The organism is Herbaspirillum sp. Her2 (genome assembly GCF_057961375.1).
On sequence record NZ_CM176331.1, the window covers coordinates 996,563 to 1,013,654 of the forward strand.

Annotated in this window: 11 protein-coding genes; 10 read left to right on the forward strand and 1 reads right to left on the reverse strand. The window is 63.4% G+C overall.

The window, feature by feature from the left end:
* Positions 1-20 precede the first annotated feature (20 nt).
* The 10 genes from msrP to ACWHXP_RS04670 all read left to right on the forward strand — a co-directional run bounded on the left by msrP (position 21) and on the right by ACWHXP_RS04670 (position 15,589).
* Positions 21-989 carry a protein-methionine-sulfoxide reductase catalytic subunit MsrP gene (gene msrP / locus ACWHXP_RS04625; RefSeq protein WP_209583801.1) on the forward strand — a complete coding sequence of 323 codons (969 nt, stop codon included), beginning with the start codon at positions 21-23 and terminating at the stop codon, positions 987-989.
* Between the two features lie 14 nt (positions 990-1,003).
* On the forward strand, positions 1,004-1,660 hold the full coding sequence (msrQ, locus tag ACWHXP_RS04630; protein ID WP_209535345.1) for a protein-methionine-sulfoxide reductase heme-binding subunit MsrQ: 657 nt from the start codon (positions 1,004-1,006) through the stop codon (positions 1,658-1,660).
* Between the two features lie 77 nt (positions 1,661-1,737).
* The gene (gene msrA / locus ACWHXP_RS04635; protein WP_121042007.1) at positions 1,738-2,436 is read left to right on the forward strand and encodes a peptide-methionine (S)-S-oxide reductase MsrA; all 699 of its coding nucleotides are present in this window, start codon (positions 1,738-1,740) and stop codon (positions 2,434-2,436) included.
* Between the two features lie 55 nt (positions 2,437-2,491).
* The gene (locus ACWHXP_RS04640) at positions 2,492-4,204 is read left to right on the forward strand and encodes a tetratricopeptide repeat protein (RefSeq protein ID WP_489634387.1); all 1,713 of its coding nucleotides are present in this window, start codon (positions 2,492-2,494) and stop codon (positions 4,202-4,204) included.
* Positions 4,205-4,533: 329 nt separating this feature from the next.
* Positions 4,534-5,859 (forward strand): TolC family protein, encoded by a 1,326-nt coding sequence (locus ACWHXP_RS04645; protein WP_489634386.1) that lies wholly within the window; start codon positions 4,534-4,536, stop codon positions 5,857-5,859.
* A gap of 69 nt (positions 5,860-5,928) precedes the next feature.
* Complete coding sequence (locus tag ACWHXP_RS04650) at positions 5,929-6,804, forward strand: EAL domain-containing protein (protein WP_489634385.1); 876 nt, start codon at positions 5,929-5,931, stop codon at positions 6,802-6,804.
* A gap of 929 nt (positions 6,805-7,733) precedes the next feature.
* A complete protein-coding gene (locus ACWHXP_RS04655) occupies positions 7,734-9,833 on the forward strand; it encodes an ATP-binding cassette domain-containing protein (protein WP_489634384.1) in 2,100 nt (699 codons plus the stop codon).
* A 26-nt stretch (positions 9,834-9,859) separates the two neighbouring features.
* On the forward strand, positions 9,860-11,020 hold the full coding sequence (locus tag ACWHXP_RS04660; protein WP_489634383.1) for a beta-barrel domain-containing protein: 1,161 nt from the start codon (positions 9,860-9,862) through the stop codon (positions 11,018-11,020).
* Positions 11,021-11,062: 42 nt separating this feature from the next.
* Entirely contained in the window at positions 11,063-12,694 is a 1,632-nt protein-coding gene (locus tag ACWHXP_RS04665) for a centriolin protein (RefSeq protein ID WP_489634382.1), read from the forward strand.
* A gap of 114 nt (positions 12,695-12,808) precedes the next feature.
* Positions 12,809-15,589 carry a hypothetical protein gene (locus tag ACWHXP_RS04670; protein ID WP_489634381.1) on the forward strand — a complete coding sequence of 927 codons (2,781 nt, stop codon included), beginning with the start codon at positions 12,809-12,811 and terminating at the stop codon, positions 15,587-15,589.
* Between the two features lie 40 nt (positions 15,590-15,629).
* On the opposite strand, the gene ACWHXP_RS04675 is transcribed toward ACWHXP_RS04670, so the two are convergent.
* On the reverse strand, positions 15,630-16,931 hold the full coding sequence (locus ACWHXP_RS04675; RefSeq protein WP_489634380.1) for a hydroxymethylglutaryl-CoA reductase, degradative: 1,302 nt from the start codon (positions 16,929-16,931) through the stop codon (positions 15,630-15,632).
* Between the last annotated feature and the right edge of the window lie 161 nt (positions 16,932-17,092).

A 17,092-nucleotide genomic window follows, 5' to 3' on the forward strand; every position in this document is an offset into this window, starting at 1 on the left:
CTTTTTTGCCGGAGCGCACCATGCTGATCAAGATTCGTCCCGACCAGATTGACATCCCGACCGCCTCCGAGATCACCCCGCGTGATCTCTACCTGTCGCGCCGCAGCTTCATGGCGCGCGTGGCGGCCGGTGCCGCCCTGGCCGGCGGCATGGGCGCGCTGCCGCAGGCCTTCGCCCAGCAGGGCAGGAAGCTGCCGGCCCAGCTCAATAACGCCTTCGCGGTCATGGACAAGCAGACCGCCTACAAGGACGCCACCAGCTACAACAACTACTACGAGTTCGGTACCGACAAGGCCGATCCGGCCAAGAATGCCGGCAGCCTGAAAACCAGCCCGTGGACCATCGACATCGAAGGCGAGGTCAAGAAGCCCATGACCCTGGACCTGGATGCCCTGACCAAGCTGGCCCCGCTGGAAGAGCGCATCTACCGCATGCGCTGTGTGGAAGGCTGGTCGATGGTGATCCCGTGGATCGGCTATTCGCTCTCGGCCCTCATCAAGAAGGCCGAACCCACCGGCAATGCCAAGTATGTCGAATTCGTCACCCTGGCCGACAAGAAGCAGATGCCGGGCCTGTCCACCCCCATCCTGAACTGGCCCTATCGTGAAGGTTTGCGCCTGGACGAAGCCAATCACCCGCTCACCCTGCTGACGCTGGGCATGTACGGCGAAGTGCTGCCCAACCAGAACGGCGCACCGGTGCGCATCATCGTGCCTTGGAAGTATGGCTTCAAGTCGGCCAAGTCCATCGTCAAGATCCGCTTCGTCAAGGATGAACCCAAGACCGCATGGAATCTCTACGCTCCGCAGGAATATGGCTTCTACTCCAACGTCAACCCCAACGTGGACCACCCGCGCTGGTCGCAGGCCACCGAGCGCCGCATCGGCGAAGACGGCTTCTTTGCTCCCAAGCGCAAGACGCTGATGTTCAACGGATACAACGACGTGGCCAGCCTGTACACCGGCATGGACCTGCGCAAGTTCTTCTGAGGATCGGATCAGGCATGCAGCTCGCTCCGGCCGCCTTGCGCAATCTCAAACCACGCGCCGTGACGGGGCTGTGGTGGCTGTTCCTGGCCCTGGCCTTCGTTCCGCTGGTGCGGCTGGTGGTGCTGGGTTTCACCGGCGGCCTGGGGGCCAACCCGCTGGAATTCATCACCCACAGCACCGGCGACTGGACCTTGTATCTGTTCTGCATCACCCTGGCAGTGACGCCCCTGCGCAAGATCACCGGGCTGAACTGGCTGGTGCGCATGCGCCGCATGCTGGGGCTGATGGCGTTTCTGTATCTGTGCCTGCACTTCACGACCTTCGTCTGGTTCGATCACTTCTTCGACCTGGGCGAGATCTGGAAGGACATCGTCAAGCGGCCCTTCATCACCGTGGGCGTGCTGGCGCTGCTGCTGTCGATCCCGCTGGCCATCACCAGTACCAACGGCATGGTGCGACGCCTGGGCGGCAAGCGCTGGCAGGCCCTGCACCGGCTGGTCTATGTGATCGTGCCGCTGGGCGTGCTGCACTACTGGTGGGACAAGGCCGGCAAGAACCTGATCGCCCAGCCGCTGTTGTTTGCGGTGCTGGTCGGGGTGATGCTCGCTTTGCGCCTGCTGTGGCGGCGCAGCGGCGCATCGGGCACGCCGGGAAAGCCCGTGCGGCGCTGAATGCTTCATATCTTGTGCGTTTGACCTGATCGTCCTAGCCGATTTTCTGATTTTTCCCTGCCCTGTCGGAGCCTGCCATGTCCCTGTTCAAACCTGCCGTCCTGGCCTCTGCGGCCAGCCTTTGCCTGGCGCTGGCCTGTGCTTCCACTTTTGCTGCCGAAGCGGCGGTGGCGGTGCCCGCTCCCAGTGGCAAGGCGGTGCTGGCTTCCACCGCCAACACGGCCACCGTGGTCCTCGCGGGTGGCTGCTTCTGGGGTGTGCAGGGGGTGTTCCAGCATACCCAGGGCGTGTTGCAGGCGGTGTCCGGTTATGCCGGCGGCAAGGCCGATTCGGCCACGTATTCCATGGTCAGTTCCGGGACCACCGGGCACGCCGAAGCGGTACAGGTGACCTACGATCCGCGCAAGATTTCCTATGGCCAGATCCTGCAGATCTATTTTTCGGTGGCGCATGACCCGACCCAGCTCAACCGCCAGGGCCCGGACCATGGCACGCAATACCGTTCAGCCATCTTCACCGCCAGCGACGAACAGGCCCGGGCCACCCAGGCCTACATCGCCCAGATCAATGCCGCCAAGGTCTTCAGCGCTCCCATCGTGACCCAGGTGACGCCGCTGCAAGGTTTCTACCGGGCCGAGGATTACCATCAGGATTACGCCACGCTGCATCCGAACCAGCCCTACATCGCCTACAACGACCTGCCCAAGATCAGCAACCTGCAGAAGATGTACCCGGCCATCTATCGTGCCGATCCGGTACTGGTGTTCAAGCGCTGACGCAGTACTGCGGCAGGGATGAGACAATACGCGGGTTTGTCTCATCCCGCCTGCCATGAACGCCACTCAATCCCTGCGCCTCGCCCTCGACCATTTCCACCAGGATGATTACGCCGCCGCCGAACAAGTGCTGTTCGGCTTGCTGGAGACCCATCCCCGGCACAAGGATGCGCTGCAGCTGCTGGGCAGCGTGGTGGCCGCGCAAGGACGTTTCGAAGAAGCCGCCCTGGCCTGGCAGCAGGCCTTGCCGCTGGTCGACCCCGACAGCGAGGAAGCGCTGGCCCTGCGCTATCGCCTGGGGCGCGCCTTCTACGAGCAGGGGCGATATGAAGACAGCTTCCTGCTCTATCGCGACCTGATCGAGGCGGGGCATGAACGTCCCGAGTTCTTCGTCGCCGCCTCGGCCGCCTTGCAGGGCATGTCGCCCTCCGGCAAGAACGATGGCCAGGCGCTGGCCTTGCTGGAAGAGGCACTGCGGCGCAATCCCGATGTTCCCGATACCTGGCACCGCAAGGCGCGCCTGCATGAGCGCGCCGGCCAGTGGGAAGCCGCACGCGAATGCCTGCGCCAGGTGCTGCTGCGCTTCGATGATCGCGCCCAATACTGGCTGGATGCAGGCCTGATCGAACATGCCTTGGGTGACTACGAGGAAGCGCTGCGTTATTACGACCGCGCCCTCATTCTCGACCCTGACCTGGTGGATGCCCACGTCAGCCGTGGCACCACGCTGGCGCGCCTGCGTGACCACGAGGAAGCCATCGACAGCTTCCGCCGCGCCCTGCGCATGGATGGCAAGGACGCCGATGCCCACGTCAACCTGGCCTTGTCGCTGCTGGTGCTTGGCCGGCTGGAAGAGGCTTTGCCGCTCTACGAATGGCGTTGGGAAGGACGCGGTGCCGATCCTTATCGCCACGCCGCCATCCCGCCCTGGAACGGCGGCAGCTCGCTGGCCGGCAAGCGCATCCTGCTGTGGGCCGAGCAGGGGCAGGGCGATACCATCCAGTTCAGCCGCTACGTGCAGCAGATCGTCGAGGCCGGGGCCGAGGTGGTGTTCGAGGTTCCGGAAAGTTTGTTCACCCTGATGCAGGGCTTGCCGGTGGCCTCGCGCATTCAGCTGGTGCCGACCGCAGGCGCCTTGCCCGCGATCGATTATCAGTTGCCGCTGATGAGCCTGCCGCTGGTGTGCAATACGGCGATGGACAACATCCCGGCACCGGTGCCTTACCTGAACGTTCATATCGACCTCAAGCGGCAGTGGGAGCAGCAACTCGACGCGCTGGCACCGCGTGCGCCGGGGCAGGTGCGCGCAGGCATCATCTGCTCCGGCAACCCCGGCAATGCCAACGATGCGCGCCGGTCCATTGCGCTGGAGCGCTTTGCGGCTCTGGCCAAGGCGCGTGACGGGGTGTCCTTCTTCATCATCCAGCCCGATCCGCGCACCGCCGATGCGCAATGGCTGCAGCAGGCCGGGCCGCAGTGGCATGCGGTAGGGGAGGGCATTCGCGATTTCGCCGATACGGCCGCTGCGCTTTCCTGCATGGACCTGGTCATCAGCGTCGATACGGCAGCCGCCCACCTGGCCGGCGCGCTCGGCGTGCCGGTCTGGATCGCCTTGCCCTATTCACCGGACTGGCGCTGGTTCCTGCAGCGCCATGACTCGCCCTGGTATCCGACGGCACGGCTGTTCCGCCAGCAGCGTGCGGGCGACTGGGATGAGGTCATCACCACCTTGCGTGCCGCCTTGGCGGTAGCGTCGTTTTCTTCCTGAGCGTGCCGGAACCCGTGCAGCGCTTCCGGCTGCAGACGTTCTTGGCAGGGTCTGCAGCTGTTCTTCATTAATCTTTGTAGTGTTTCTCGAATTATTTCGAGGTCGTATGAAGATTTCTGCACCATCGGACAATTCGTTCCCCCCCGTCCTTTCCGCGATCATCCAAGCCAATTCTCGTCACCCGTCATCGCAGCCGGCCGGCTGCCCTGCCGCCTTTGCGGCTGCTGCCCGGCCAGTGTGCAGGTGCGTGAAGTACGGCGCCCGGCGCCGTCTTCCCGCCTGCCGCGAGACCTTCCTCCCTGGACGAGATCAACCTGAAATGAGCGCAGATGAACGACATCCTCCCCCTTGGCGGCGCGTGCGGCCCGCAGTCTTCCTCCACCTTGCCGCGCCCGCGCTGGCCCAACCGGCTGGCTGCCGTGATCGCGATGTCACTGGGCTTGTTGAGCCTGCCGGCGGGCGCTGTCAGCCTGGGTGATCTGGTCAAGCAAGCCGCTTTCAACAATCCCGCCGCGGTCGCTCGGCAACGTGCCGTCGACGCCGCTGCCGAAGGTATCTCGTCGGCCAAGTGGCAATTCTTCCCGACACCGTCCATGTCGGTCGAACGCGCCGGCGTGACCAGTTCGCGCGACATTTCGTACAACGGCGACGATACCGTGGTGACCCTGCGCCTGCAGCAGACCCTGTGGTCCGGCGGCCGCCTGACGGCCCAGCTGGAACAGGCCGGGCACAATCATGAATCTGCTGGCGAAGCCCTGCGTGAACAGCGCTTCCGCCTGGCCGAGCAGGTCATTTCGCAATACAGCCTGTGGGTGCGTTCGGATCTGGCCACCGAGGCCAATCAGAAGAATCTGAAAGCGCTGGAAGATTTCCTCGCACAGAGCCAGCGCCGCGAGAAGGAAGGCGCCGCTGCGCGCGTCGACGTGACGCTGGTGCGCGGCCGCCGCGACCAGGCACTGACCGACCTGCTGGGAGCCAAGGCCAGCCGCCAATCGGCGCGCCTGCAACTGGAACAACTGGTCGGCCTGCCGCTGAGCGATGAAGAGCTGCGTGCCGATGTGGCGAAGATGTCCGTCAGCGAGGATCTGCCCGCACTGACCGAGAGCATGCTGGAGAGCAGCCCGCTGCTCAAGCGCCTGCGCGCTGATGCCAAGGTCCAGGAGTCGGCCATCCGGATCCGCAGTGCCTCCTACTGGCCCGAAGTCTATGCCCGCCTGGAGCACCAGCGCGGCAACTTCAGCGTGCCTCACACCCCCAATGCCAACCGTGCTTTCATCGGCATGCAGATGCAGCTGGGGGCCGGCCTGTCGCTGGGTTCGGAAGTGGCCGCCGCGCAGGGCCGCTATCAGTCGGCGCTGCTGGCCGTGGATGCGGCACGGCTGGAACTGATCTCGCAGATGGCCGCCACCTACACCGAGTATCAGCAAGCCGAGGCGCGTGCACGCAATCTGGAAGACGTCGGCGTATCGTCCGAGGAGGTGCTGGCTTCCTATACCCGCCAATATCTGTCGGGCCGGCGCTCCTGGCTGGACGTGATGAATGCCGCCCGCGAAGTGGTGCAGACCGATCTGCAGAAGGCCGACGTCACGGCCATGATCATCGCGGATGGCCGCAAGCTGCAATTGTGGGCGTATGGCCTGGACCAGGTACGCTGACCATCAATGCCGTGCGCATCCGGTGCGGTGCGCACGGCGACCGCAAGGGGAACTGCGGCAGGGGGGAGCATGATCACCAAAGCGCAGTTCAAGCGCGCCATCGAGCGCGAGGAATTCAGAGTCGTCTATCAGCCCATCGTGGTACTGGCCGACGGCCGCTGTGCTGGCGCGGAAGTCCTGGTGCGCTGGCAGCGCGAGGACGGTGCACTGTTGCCGCCGGACCGTTTCCTGGTTGCGGCGCAGCGGCACGGCTACCTCAATGCCATCACCGACCGGGTACTGCAACAGACCGTCAGCGACCTGGCCCCCACGCTGCGCGCTCATCGCTGCTTGCATGCGGCCGTCAATATCCCGGCCCAGGATGTCAACAGCGGCCGCATCCTGGAGGTGCTGGATGCCGCGCTGGACGGCACCGGTATCGTGCCGGCCCAACTCTGGCTGGAAATCACCGAGAGCAGCAGCATGGAAACCCTGCCGAGCCGCGAGACGCTGTCCCGGGCGCGGGAGCGGGGGCATCTCATTGCGCTGGATGATTTCGGGACCGGCTATTCCTGCCTGCGCTATCTGCACGAACTTCCATGTGATGTGCTCAAACTGGATCGTTCCTTCGTCATCGGCATCGGCACGGATCACGAGCATCCGGTGCTGGCCTGCATCATCGACCTGGCCCGCAAGCTCAAGCTGAAGATCGTCGCGGAAGGCGTGGAAACGCCGGTGCAGGCGCGCTATCTGGAGCAGGCCTGCGTCGACTATGCCCAGGGCTGGCATTACGCACGGCCGATGCTGGCCGCTGAATTTGCGCGCTATTGCGATCGGGCAGCGAGCCCGGCGGGTTCGCCACTGTCGCCGCTGTCGTTGCACGCCCCGGAATCGCCGTTGTCTTCTCTCGCGGCTGGCGGCTCCGCAGAGGCCGTGGTGGCGCCGGAGCTTCAGTCCTCGCACTGAGCTTGCGCGGGCTGTGCGCACAGGCGTCCTTTCCTGTCTGGTCTTTCCTCTCCGTTGCTGTTGATGTCGTCCACTCGACGTTGCCTTCGATAGTTCATTCCGTCTGCACCATCAGACAATTTGTTAAGCGCAAAATGTTAGATAAAGTTAGTACGGCGTCGATGTTAATGGTCTGGCGGAGACGCTGTCACCAGTGCTGACTGATTGTCGGTGATCAGGTGGCGAATGGCACCAAGCTCCCCTCGGGTTCAACATGATTCGAGGGGAGTTCTCTTTTGTGTATCCAGATATGAAGAGGCTTTCCAGGATCTTCCGTATTTCTTTGATCCTCGCGAAAGTGGTCCTGGATTTTCTCTTCACTCGTCGACAGGAAGGGCGTCCATCGTTCCAGAGTGAGGTTTGTTCTCTGATCGACTGAAATCGTCATTTACTTAGTTTTTTCGAGACTACAAATATGTCTGAAATGAACTAAAGGACAATTAAATCTTTATATATTTTCACAGATCATTAGCCCCATTGACGATCTGCCGCAGCGCCTGATTCCGGATGAGATCTCCCTCGGTTTTGCCCGCTGTTGCTGAGATGGCAAAGCAGCAACGATGACGCATCCCGGTCATTTCTGGCATCGCGCGACACATCGTCCGAGGGGTTCTCTCCCGTTTTTCGCTCTCACTGTCGATCAAGCCGAGTACGTCCGCATCGTCCGCATCGTCCGAATACGCGCCGTCGACAGTCCTTCCCCTGAAGGAAGGCCGATCGTCGCGACTGATATCAAACCAAACGAATCGCCATGAGAAAGAATATTCATTCCTGTCCCAGTTCGCCCCCCGTTGCCGGTGCGGTGCGCCGCGCTGCGGCCAGCAAGATGTCCGGCGCAGGCTGCACGGGCCCGTATCCAGCTGCCTTGCTGGTTTCCCGGGAGGCCTGTCATGAGTGAACTGGCGTCTTCCTTGTCATGGGCCGTGATGACGGCAGCGCGACGCCACGGTGTGGTGATCGACAGCGTCCGGCTCAATGCCGCCATCACCCAATCGATGGTGAAAAGCGGCGCAGCGGCCATCGACATCAACAGCCTCTGCGCTGCCCTGAGCCTGTCCAAGTCGCAGCATCTGGCCAAGCCGGACCGCGCGCAGCTTCCCATGCTGGGCGTGGTGCGCGAGCGCGGCTGGGGTGTCATCGCCGACCAGCGTCCCGATGGCCGCTGGATTTTCATCAGTGAAGAGGGCCATGCTTTGGTCAGCGACAGTGATCTGAGCGAAGGCGCCTACAAGCTCGATTTCGCCCCGCTCGGCAACAAGCCGGACCAGCACGGTTTTGAACGCGTCTTCAAGGAAGCGCTTGGCGAATACCGTCCCATCATCCTGGAAGTGGTGATTGCCTCGGTGGTGATGAGCGTCATCGCGCTGGGGGCCTCGGTCTTCTCGATGCAGGTCTATGACCGGGTCATTCCTACGCACGGCGTGGCTACGCTGATCGTGCTGGCCATCGGCGTCTCGCTGGCCATCGTCTTCGAGCTGGGCATGAAGTTCGCGCGCTCTCACATCATGGACAGCGTGGTCTCCGGCCTCGATGCCAAGCTCTCGCAGGCGCTCTTCGAACGCTTGCTGTCGGTCCGGGTGGACCAGTTGCCAGGTTCCGTCGGCAGCCTGGCCGGGCAACTGCGCGGATATGAACAAATTCGCTCCTTCTATACCTCGCAGACGCTGTTCACCCTGGTCGACCTGCCGCTGGGCCTGCTGTTCGTACTGGTGATCGCCTTCATCGCCAGCCCCTGGATGGCGCTGGTGCCGACCGTGTTCGGGCTGGCGGCCATCGGCATCGGCTACCTCTCCAATCGCAAGGTGGTACGGCTGGCCGACAAGAGCGCGGCGGCCTCCAACCTCAAGACCGGCCTGCTGGTGGAGACGGTGGAGGGGGTGGAGACCATCAAGTCCGGTTCCGGCGGCTGGAAATTCCTCTCGCGCTGGATCGACGTCAGTGCCGAGTCCATCCGCAGCGACATGGCCATGCGCGCCATCGGCGACCATGCCGGCTATATCGCTGCCATGCTGCAGCAACTGAGCTACTCGACCACCGTCATCGTCGGCTCCTTCCTGGTCATCAACGGCCAGATCACCATGGGTGCGTTGATCGCCTGCTCCATCCTGGGTGGCCGCATCCTGGCCCCGGTGGCCATGATTCCCGGCCTGATGGTGCAGCGTGCGCATACCAAGGCCACCCTGGCCGGACTGGAAAAGATCTATGCCCTGCAGACTGATCAGGGCAACGAGCGCCAGCTGACCCCGGACACCCTGCGCGGCGAGTTCCGTGTGGAAGAAGTGAAATTCACCTATGCCGGCAGCCTGCTCAATGCCATGAGCATTGACCAGCTGAGTATCCGTGCCGGGGAGCGCGTCGCCATCCTGGGACCGATCGGTGCCGGCAAGTCCACCATCCTGCGCCTGCTGTCCGGGCTGTACCGGCCCCAGCAGGGCCGCATCCTGATCGATGGCCTGGACATGGCCAACATCAACCGCCTGACGCTGAATCAGCACATCGGCTATCTCCAGCAAGACCACCGTCTCTTCGTCGGCACCCTGCGCGAGAACCTGCTGATCGGCCTGCCCGATCCCGGCGACGAAGTGCTGCGCCAGGTGATGGAGCGCACCGGCCTGCTGCGCCTGGTCTCAGCCCATCCCAAGGGACTGGACCTGCCGATCCAGGAGGGCGGACGCGGCCTGTCCGGTGGCCAGCGCCAGCTGGTGGCCTTCACCCGGCTGCTGCTGTGCCGGCCTGACATCTTCCTGCTCGATGAACCCACGGCCTCCATGGATGAAGACCTGGAGCGTCACTGCCTGGGCGTGCTCAATGAAGAAATCAGCGGTGGCCGCACGCTGGTGGTGGTTACCCACAAGCCTGCCTTCCTGCCCATGGTCGAACGCGTGATCGTGGTGGTGGGCAACCGGATCGTGCTCGACGGCCCGCGCGATGCCGTCCTGGCCCGACTGCGCGGTGATACCGCCAGTGCGGGGAATGCCGTCGTCGCCTGAGGTTCGCCATGACCATGAGCTTGAAAATGAATAAACCCGATCCCCATCACTCCCTGGTCTCGGCGCGCTGGATGTTGCGCCTGTCCATGCTCAGTGTCTTGCTGCTGCTGGTCTGGGCCGGCCTGAGCCACATCGATCAGGTCACCCGCGCGCAAGGGCAGGTGATTGCGGTCTCCCGTACGCAGTCGGTGCAGGCCCCTGATGGCGGACCCGTCAAGCAGATCCTGGTGAAGGAGGGGGAGGCCGTCAAGCAGGGGCAATTGCTGATGGTGCTGGAGCAGGACCGTATCCAGACCTCCCTCAACGACAGCCGCGCCAAGGTCGCAGCGCTGCGCATCAGCCTGGCGCGCCTGCGTGCCGAGGTATACGGCCAGCCGCTGGTGTTCGAACCGGACTTGCTGGAGTACAAGGAGTACATCGCCAATCAGAAGGACCTCTACATCAAGCGCAAGGCCCTTATCGACCAGGATCTGCAGGCCCTGCATGACATGCTCGGCCTGGCCTCGCAGGAACTGCAGATGAACCGCAACCTGGAGCAGACCGGCGACGTCGGCCGCGCCGACGTCCTGCGGCTGCAGCGCAACGTGGCCGACATCCGCGCCCAGATCAACAACAAGCGCAACAAGTATTTCCAGGAAGCCCTGGTCGACATGACCAAGGTGCAGGAAGACCTCAACACCCAGCGTGAACAGCTGGAAGACCGCAGCCAGGTGCTGGAACACACCGAGTTGCGGGCACCGGCTGACGGCGTGGTCAAGAACATCAAGCTCACCACCATTGGCGGCGTGGTGCGCCCGGGTGACGTGGTGATGGAAATCCTGCCGGTGGACAACCTGATTGTCGAGGTGAAGGTATCGACCACCGACTCCGCCTATGTCAAAGCCGGTCAGGAGGCCAACGTCAAACTTGATGCCTATGACTATTCGATCTACGGCACCCTCAAGGGCCAGGTCGTCTACGTCAGCCCCGATACCTTGCTGGACGAAACGCGCCAGGGAGCCGTGCCCTATTACCGCGTCCACATCGCACTGGAGGAGGCCGTCTTCAAGGGCCAGAAGGCCAGTGCCATCCATGTCAAGCCCGGCATGACCGCCACCGTCGAGATCAAGGCCAATACCCGTACCGTCCTGTCCTTCTTGGTCAAGCCTATCGCCAAGACTCTTCAGGAATCGATGGGGGAGCGGTAAGCACCATCGATTGCCCACTACTACCACTACAAGGAAAATTCCATGAAACCTGTCTCACTACCCAAGCAATCTGCTCCCGATCCGGCTTATCTTCTGCCGATGATCGGTACGCTGTCCGTATTTGCCATGTACATGCTGGTCAACGGCCTGCTTTACGGACGCGTGAAAGAGCTGATGGAGCACGTGGCCAATCCCTACTTCGTCATCTTGCTGGTGGTCGTGACCATCATCGGCCAACTGCTCACCCTGTGGCAAACCTGGCGTCTGCTGGGTGAAGGCAAGTACCTCGGTCTGCTGGTCCGCCGGTTCAAGTCCTCCGAGACCCAGGACCGCCGTGTCAAGCTGGCCAACCTGAATGATACGCTGGCCGGTGTGCCCGCCGGCCTGGAAGTGCGGACCTTGTTCCAGAACCTGCTAAGCAAGGATGGCACGGCCCCGGTCCATGATCCGGCGCGCCTGCAGCACCAGGCCGACAGCTTCGCGCTGGAAATCCAGCGCCGTACCACGCTGACCCAGTACATCGCCAACACCCTGATCGGCCTGGGCCTGTTCGGCACCTTCCTCGGCCTGATCGTGACCCTGAAGGAGGTGGCAGCCCTGATCGGCCTGTTCGGCGTGGCCGGTTCGGGCGGCAGCGACATGATGGCGCAGTTCTTCCAGAAGATGAGCGCGCCGCTGGCCGGCATGGGTGACGCCTTCGTCGCCTCGCTGCTGGGCCTGGGCGGATCCATCGTCAACAACGTGCAGTTGCTGGCTACCCGCAAGCTGCAGCGCGTGCTGTGCAACCGTGCCGAAGCGGCGTACATGAGCGTGGCCGATGCCGTTTGCGTGCCTGCCAACGGTCAGCCGGACGAACAGCAGATGCGCAACGATTTCTCCGTGGCCCAAGCTCAGCTGCAGGAAATCCGCAGCATCCGCAACGAGATGCACCAGCAGACCGAAGCCGTCCTGCTGGCCTCGTCCCGCATGCGCCAGGCCAGCGAACCCCTGGTGAAGTGCCTGGAAGGACTGGAAAAGCGCACCGCCGCCCAGGCCCAGGATCGCCCGCAACTGGAGCAGATTGCCGCCACCATGGAGCAGCGTCTCGGTGCGCTGGTCCACAAGTTCGAAGACACCCAGCAAGCGCATCAGGGCCTGCTGACCAGCGTACGGGCCATGGAAGTGCACCTGGCCGGCATCGCCATGGGGCAGACCGAAGCCAGCGACGACCAGCGCAGCGTCTCGCGCAAGCTGAGCGACCTGATCGCCGCCGCCACCCAGGAGGCCGAACTGGCGCGCCAGGCCATGCGCGAGCATGCGGACACCCTGCGCTCCGCCGTGGGGCAAGACCTGCGCCAGCTCAGCGAACTGATCGAATCGAATCTGCGAGAACAGCGCGAACAAGGGCAGGCCCTCAGCAGCATGCAGACCAGCTCTCGCAGTACGCAGGTGGCCGTCGAGACCGTCGGTGCGCAACTGCTGCAGCAAGGCCAGCAACTGCAGCCGCACCTGCTCGAGATCATCGCCCGCATCGACAAGGTCGACATGAATGCCGCCGCGAGGGCGCAAGCCGCACTCTCGGCGACCGGCAGTCCGGCCCCGCGGCTCTCGGAAGAACATCAAGAACAGCAAGAACGGCAAGACCCGCAGGACCGCTTGCCACCCTCAGGTGACGATCCGGAAAGCCATTCCTGACCTGCTGTCCCGGCAAGGGCCAACGTGATGTTGGCCTTTGCCTGTCTGGTGCAGCAGTTTCGTCACTTATTTCATTCATTACTCACTCCATAGACCAGAGAAAGAGCGCTTCGTATGTCCAATGATCAAAACAAGGCTGGAATCAACCCGATCAGCAACAAGCAATTGGGCACTGCCCCGCTCCCGTTGATCATGCCGTCGGCCCGGCGCACCACCGTGGCAGCAGCCAGCAAGTCCGGAAAATCTAGCAAGGCGGCCCAGCCCGGCAAGGAGCATACGGATGTGGCACCAGACGATCCGCACGCCGACATGGACCCGCTGACCGAAGCCGAGGCCGCTGCGCGCGCGCAGGAAAGCGCCGACGCCGCCATGTCGGTACGCCGTGGCGAGGCAGACGAAGACGAGGAGGAGAGGACGGAGGAACTTTCCGGCAACGCACGACAGGACGATGAGCGCCTGCTGCTGGCCCAGGCCAGCAGCGCTTCATCCGGCAGCAAGACCGGTGCCGGTCAGATCAGCGCCGATGCTCCCGTCAGTGTGGGCGAGGAACTGTTGCGCCAGGCCGCCCCCTTGCCCGGCGCGCGCGAGAAATCCGGCGCCGACTGGATGGAGAGCTGGTTCGGCAAGGACTGGAAGCTGCCGCTGGCCATCGGCGGTGGCGCGCTGGCACTGCTGGGCCTGGCCGCCGCTGGCGGTGGTGGTGGTGGTAGCAGCGGCAATACCGATGCCCAGCCGGATGCCGGCAGTACGCCGGCCGTCCCCAGCAACACCTGGACACTGACCGTGACCCCGGCCGCGGGCATCTTCATCTCCGGGGCCTCGGTGCGCGCCATTGCCCAGAAGTGGACGGGCGGGGAGTGGCAGGACATCGGCAGCGCGACCACCGTGGATCGCAATGGCCGCATGAGCATCAAGGTCGAGAAGAGCCAGGTCACGGCGCAGGACATTGTGCGGGTGGTGATCCGCGATACCGGCAGCAGTGCTGACCAGCGTGATGAGGTCGCCGGCCCGATGACCCTGGGCTCTACCGACATGGTGGCCATCATCGGCAATCTCACCTCAGACCAGCAGCTCACCGTGAACCCGCTGACCACGCTGGCCGCGGGACGCATCGGCCAGGATCTGTCGGCCGCCAACATCGACGCCATCCATGCTGCCGTGGCCAAGGCCTTCGGCATCAATGCGGGCGACCTGGCGCATCTGCTGCCGACCTTCCTGGGTGGCGGCGGCAATCCTATCCTCACGCCGGACAGCCAGAACTACGGTCTGGCACTGGGCCTGCTGGCCGGTATGGCGCAGGCGCACCGCGACGCCGGTGTGGCCAGCGAGGATGCGCTGGGGGCTGCGCTCAAGCTTTTGGCCAGTGCCTTTGAAGAGCAAGCGGGCAAGTGGGTATTGAATCTGGAAAAGATCCGTTCGGCCACGGTCCGTGGTGCGGATGGCCAGACCCTGATGCCGGTCGGCCTGGATGAAGCTGCCCTCCGGCTCTATAACGCCGCCAGTGCAGATGGTGCGGGTGCCAACGGCGCTCAGGTGCCCTACATCAATATCGATACGGGGACAGAAAAGCCGGCCGCGGGTAAAACCCCCGCGCCAGGGGTGGCGGCCAGCATCAGCGCCGTCAGTTTTTCTGACGGATTGACGCTGAGGGTCAATACCGCCGATTCGGTCAAGGCGGGAGATAGCCTGCGCATCGAATTCATCCGCCTGGGCGCAGATGGCAAGCCCGTCGAAAATGCAAAAATCTTCACTTATGACTATGTCCTGACCCAGAAGGATGTCGATGCCGTCCGCAACAGCATCAATGACGCCAGCAACAAGGGGGGCGGCTTCTTCAAACTGACCGTGCCCACGCATATCGACGATCCGGCCAGAGCAGGCAATAGAGGAACCCGGCCAGCCAAGCCTTCCTCGTCCGATGCGACCATCTTCCTGCTGCCGGTCACCCGCCCTGACGATGGGCAGGACAGCTACTACGACCCGGCCCCGAATGTCGACGCCACCTTCCAGCTGCGTGCTACTGGCAGCGCACTGGGCTATGTCGCCGCCGGGGCCAAAATCAGCCTGAACATGGCGCAGATCGCACTGGAATCGGCGCCGCCGGGCAACATCTTCAACGGCATGGCCGATTCGGGAGCCAGCACGCTGCGCATTGCACTGGCCTTGCCCTACAAGATCTCCTGGAGCGGTAATGCTCCCAAGCTGACAGTCACACTGGCGGGGAGCAATTTCGATGCTGATTGTGAGACTTCGGACAACACCAACGGTGGTGATGTACTGCACTTCATACTCAGGCTGGGGGCGGCAGGAGATGCGTCCACCAAAGGCCTTGATGGCGATATCAGAATTCCGGCGAATGCACTGAAGTTTCACCCTGACAGCTACGTCTATACCGACGGTGGCAATCTGCTGTTCACGCCGGACGGTGCCGGAAACTGGAGCGACCGGGACGGCCATGCGTTCCCCGGCAACGACATCGCCAAAGCCATTGGCGTGGACACACAATTGGCCACCACCTTCAAGGTGGATACCAAACCACCGGTCGATCCCAAGCTGGAGATGGCCGAGCCTCCCGTGTTTGTCAACGGCTTCCGTCCGGCGCTGGACGCATCAGGTGGGGGCGTGCCGATGCTGAACAAGCTCAATGCCATTGTCAGCAGTAATCTTGACGACGGCTTTTCCGTCTGGACCAGCAACATCAAGCAGAAATTCCTAATCTCGGTCGTTACGGGGCAGTCCTTTGACCCCATGGACAAGGACGCCATTGTGAGGTTGATGGTCTCGTTCACCGGTACGGGCGGTCCCGGCGAAAACTTTGCCGAAGCGATTCTTGCCGAAGAAAGGCTTGATGCAAAGGGGGGAGGCAACGTTCATGTGCTTGTCTCCTCGTTGTGATCGGCCGCTGGGCGGCTCGGGTCGTTCTGTTTTCCGTGCTTCAGCGGCGGCGTTCGGCCAGCAGCGATCTGGCGTAGTCCACCCGGACGTCGTGGCCAGCCACCATCTGCTGCACCAGCCAGTCCATCTCATGCGGTTCGGCCCCGGCGGCCAATGCGATGTTGCGCGCGTGCAGGGCCATGTGGCCGCGTTGTATGCCTTCAGTCGCCAGCGCGCGCAGGGCGGCCATGTTCTGCGCCAGCCCCACCGCCACGGCGACCTCGGCCAGCTCCTGTGCCGATTGCACGCCCAGGATCTTCAAGGCCGCCCGTGCCGCCGGATGGGTCTTGGTGGCACCACCCACCAGGCCCACCGGCATGGGGATTTCCAGCGTACCGACGAGGTCGCCATCGGCGGCAATTTCCCAGTGCGTCAGCGAAGTGTAGCGGCCATGGCGGCAGGCGTAGGCGTGAGCCCCGGCCTCCACCGCGCGCCAGTCATTGCCGGTGGCGACGATGACCGGATCGATGCCGTTCATGATGCCCTTGTTGTGGGTGGCGGCGCGGTAGGGATCGACGGCGGCAAATTCATACGCATCGACGATGCCATCGATGACTTCCTCGCCACTGTAAGCGCTGGTGGCCAGTACATCGGCAGAAACCTTCACCCTGGCCCGCGCCAGCCGCAGATCGGCCAGATTGGAGAGGATGCGCAGCCGCACCTTGCCGCCGGTGATTTCCTCGATATGTCCGGCTACGGCTTCGGCCATGGTGTTGACGGTATTGGCACCCATTGCATCGCGCACGTCGACGATCAGGTGCGTGACCACCATGGCACCGCGCCGGGTGTCCGGGAAGACATGCACTTCGATGTCGCGGCAGCCGCCGCCCAGCTGGTTGAGCAGGTGGTCGCGGCTGTTGGCGATGTCGATGATGGCCTGGCGGTCCTTGAGGATGGCCAGCCGCGCGCCGTGCGGATCGGTCACCCCGAGCAGCTGGATCTGCGCCCGCATGAGCGGCGTGCTGCTGGAAGTCTGGAAGCCGCCGCAGGCGCGCACCAGCTTGGCCATGAAGGACGCTGCCGCCACCACCGAGGGCTCTTCGACCGCCATCGGTACCAGTACATCGCGGCCATTGAGCTGAAAATACCCGGCCACACCCAGCGGCAGCTGGAAGGTGCCGACCACGTTTTCAATCATGCCGTCGGCCGTGGCCAGCGGCAGGCCTCCGGGCTGGCCCAGCAGGATCTGCTCGGGCTCGCCCAGCCCGGCCAGGCGTGCGACCTCCGCCAGGCGTTGCGGCGGGGTCAGGCTGCGGAATCCGGGCAGGCGCGAATCGGTCGCGGAGTGCTTGTCACTGTGCATGCGCTGGTCTCTCTTTTCGTCGTTATATGAAGTTCTGGAATGGGCGGCAGGCTGCGCGCCGCCGTCCAGCGCTGGCAGAATAGCAAGGGTGTACCATTGCGCATGGGTACAGTTGCTGCCAACAGCAGGGCAACTGTACCCAGGACAATCCCTTTGCATTG

Bases quoted from the DNA above. Each gene is read 5' to 3' on its own strand.
- msrP (WP_209583801.1), top strand. From the start codon at position 21: ATGCTGATCAAGATTCGTCCCGACCAGATTGACATCCCGACCGCCTCC.
- msrQ (WP_209535345.1), top strand. From the start codon at position 1,004: ATGCAGCTCGCTCCGGCCGCCTTGCGCAATCTCAAACCACGCGCCGTG.
- msrA (WP_121042007.1), top strand. From the start codon at position 1,738: ATGTCCCTGTTCAAACCTGCCGTCCTGGCCTCTGCGGCCAGCCTTTGC.
- ACWHXP_RS04640 (WP_489634387.1), top strand. From the start codon at position 2,492: ATGAACGCCACTCAATCCCTGCGCCTCGCCCTCGACCATTTCCACCAG.
- ACWHXP_RS04645 (WP_489634386.1), top strand. From the start codon at position 4,534: ATGAACGACATCCTCCCCCTTGGCGGCGCGTGCGGCCCGCAGTCTTCC.
- ACWHXP_RS04650 (WP_489634385.1), top strand. From the start codon at position 5,929: ATGATCACCAAAGCGCAGTTCAAGCGCGCCATCGAGCGCGAGGAATTC.
- ACWHXP_RS04655 (WP_489634384.1), top strand. From the start codon at position 7,734: ATGAGTGAACTGGCGTCTTCCTTGTCATGGGCCGTGATGACGGCAGCG.
- ACWHXP_RS04660 (WP_489634383.1), top strand. From the start codon at position 9,860: ATGAATAAACCCGATCCCCATCACTCCCTGGTCTCGGCGCGCTGGATG.
- ACWHXP_RS04665 (WP_489634382.1), top strand. From the start codon at position 11,063: ATGAAACCTGTCTCACTACCCAAGCAATCTGCTCCCGATCCGGCTTAT.
- ACWHXP_RS04670 (WP_489634381.1), top strand. From the start codon at position 12,809: ATGTCCAATGATCAAAACAAGGCTGGAATCAACCCGATCAGCAACAAG.
- ACWHXP_RS04675 (WP_489634380.1), bottom strand. From the start codon at position 16,931: ATGCACAGTGACAAGCACTCCGCGACCGATTCGCGCCTGCCCGGATTC.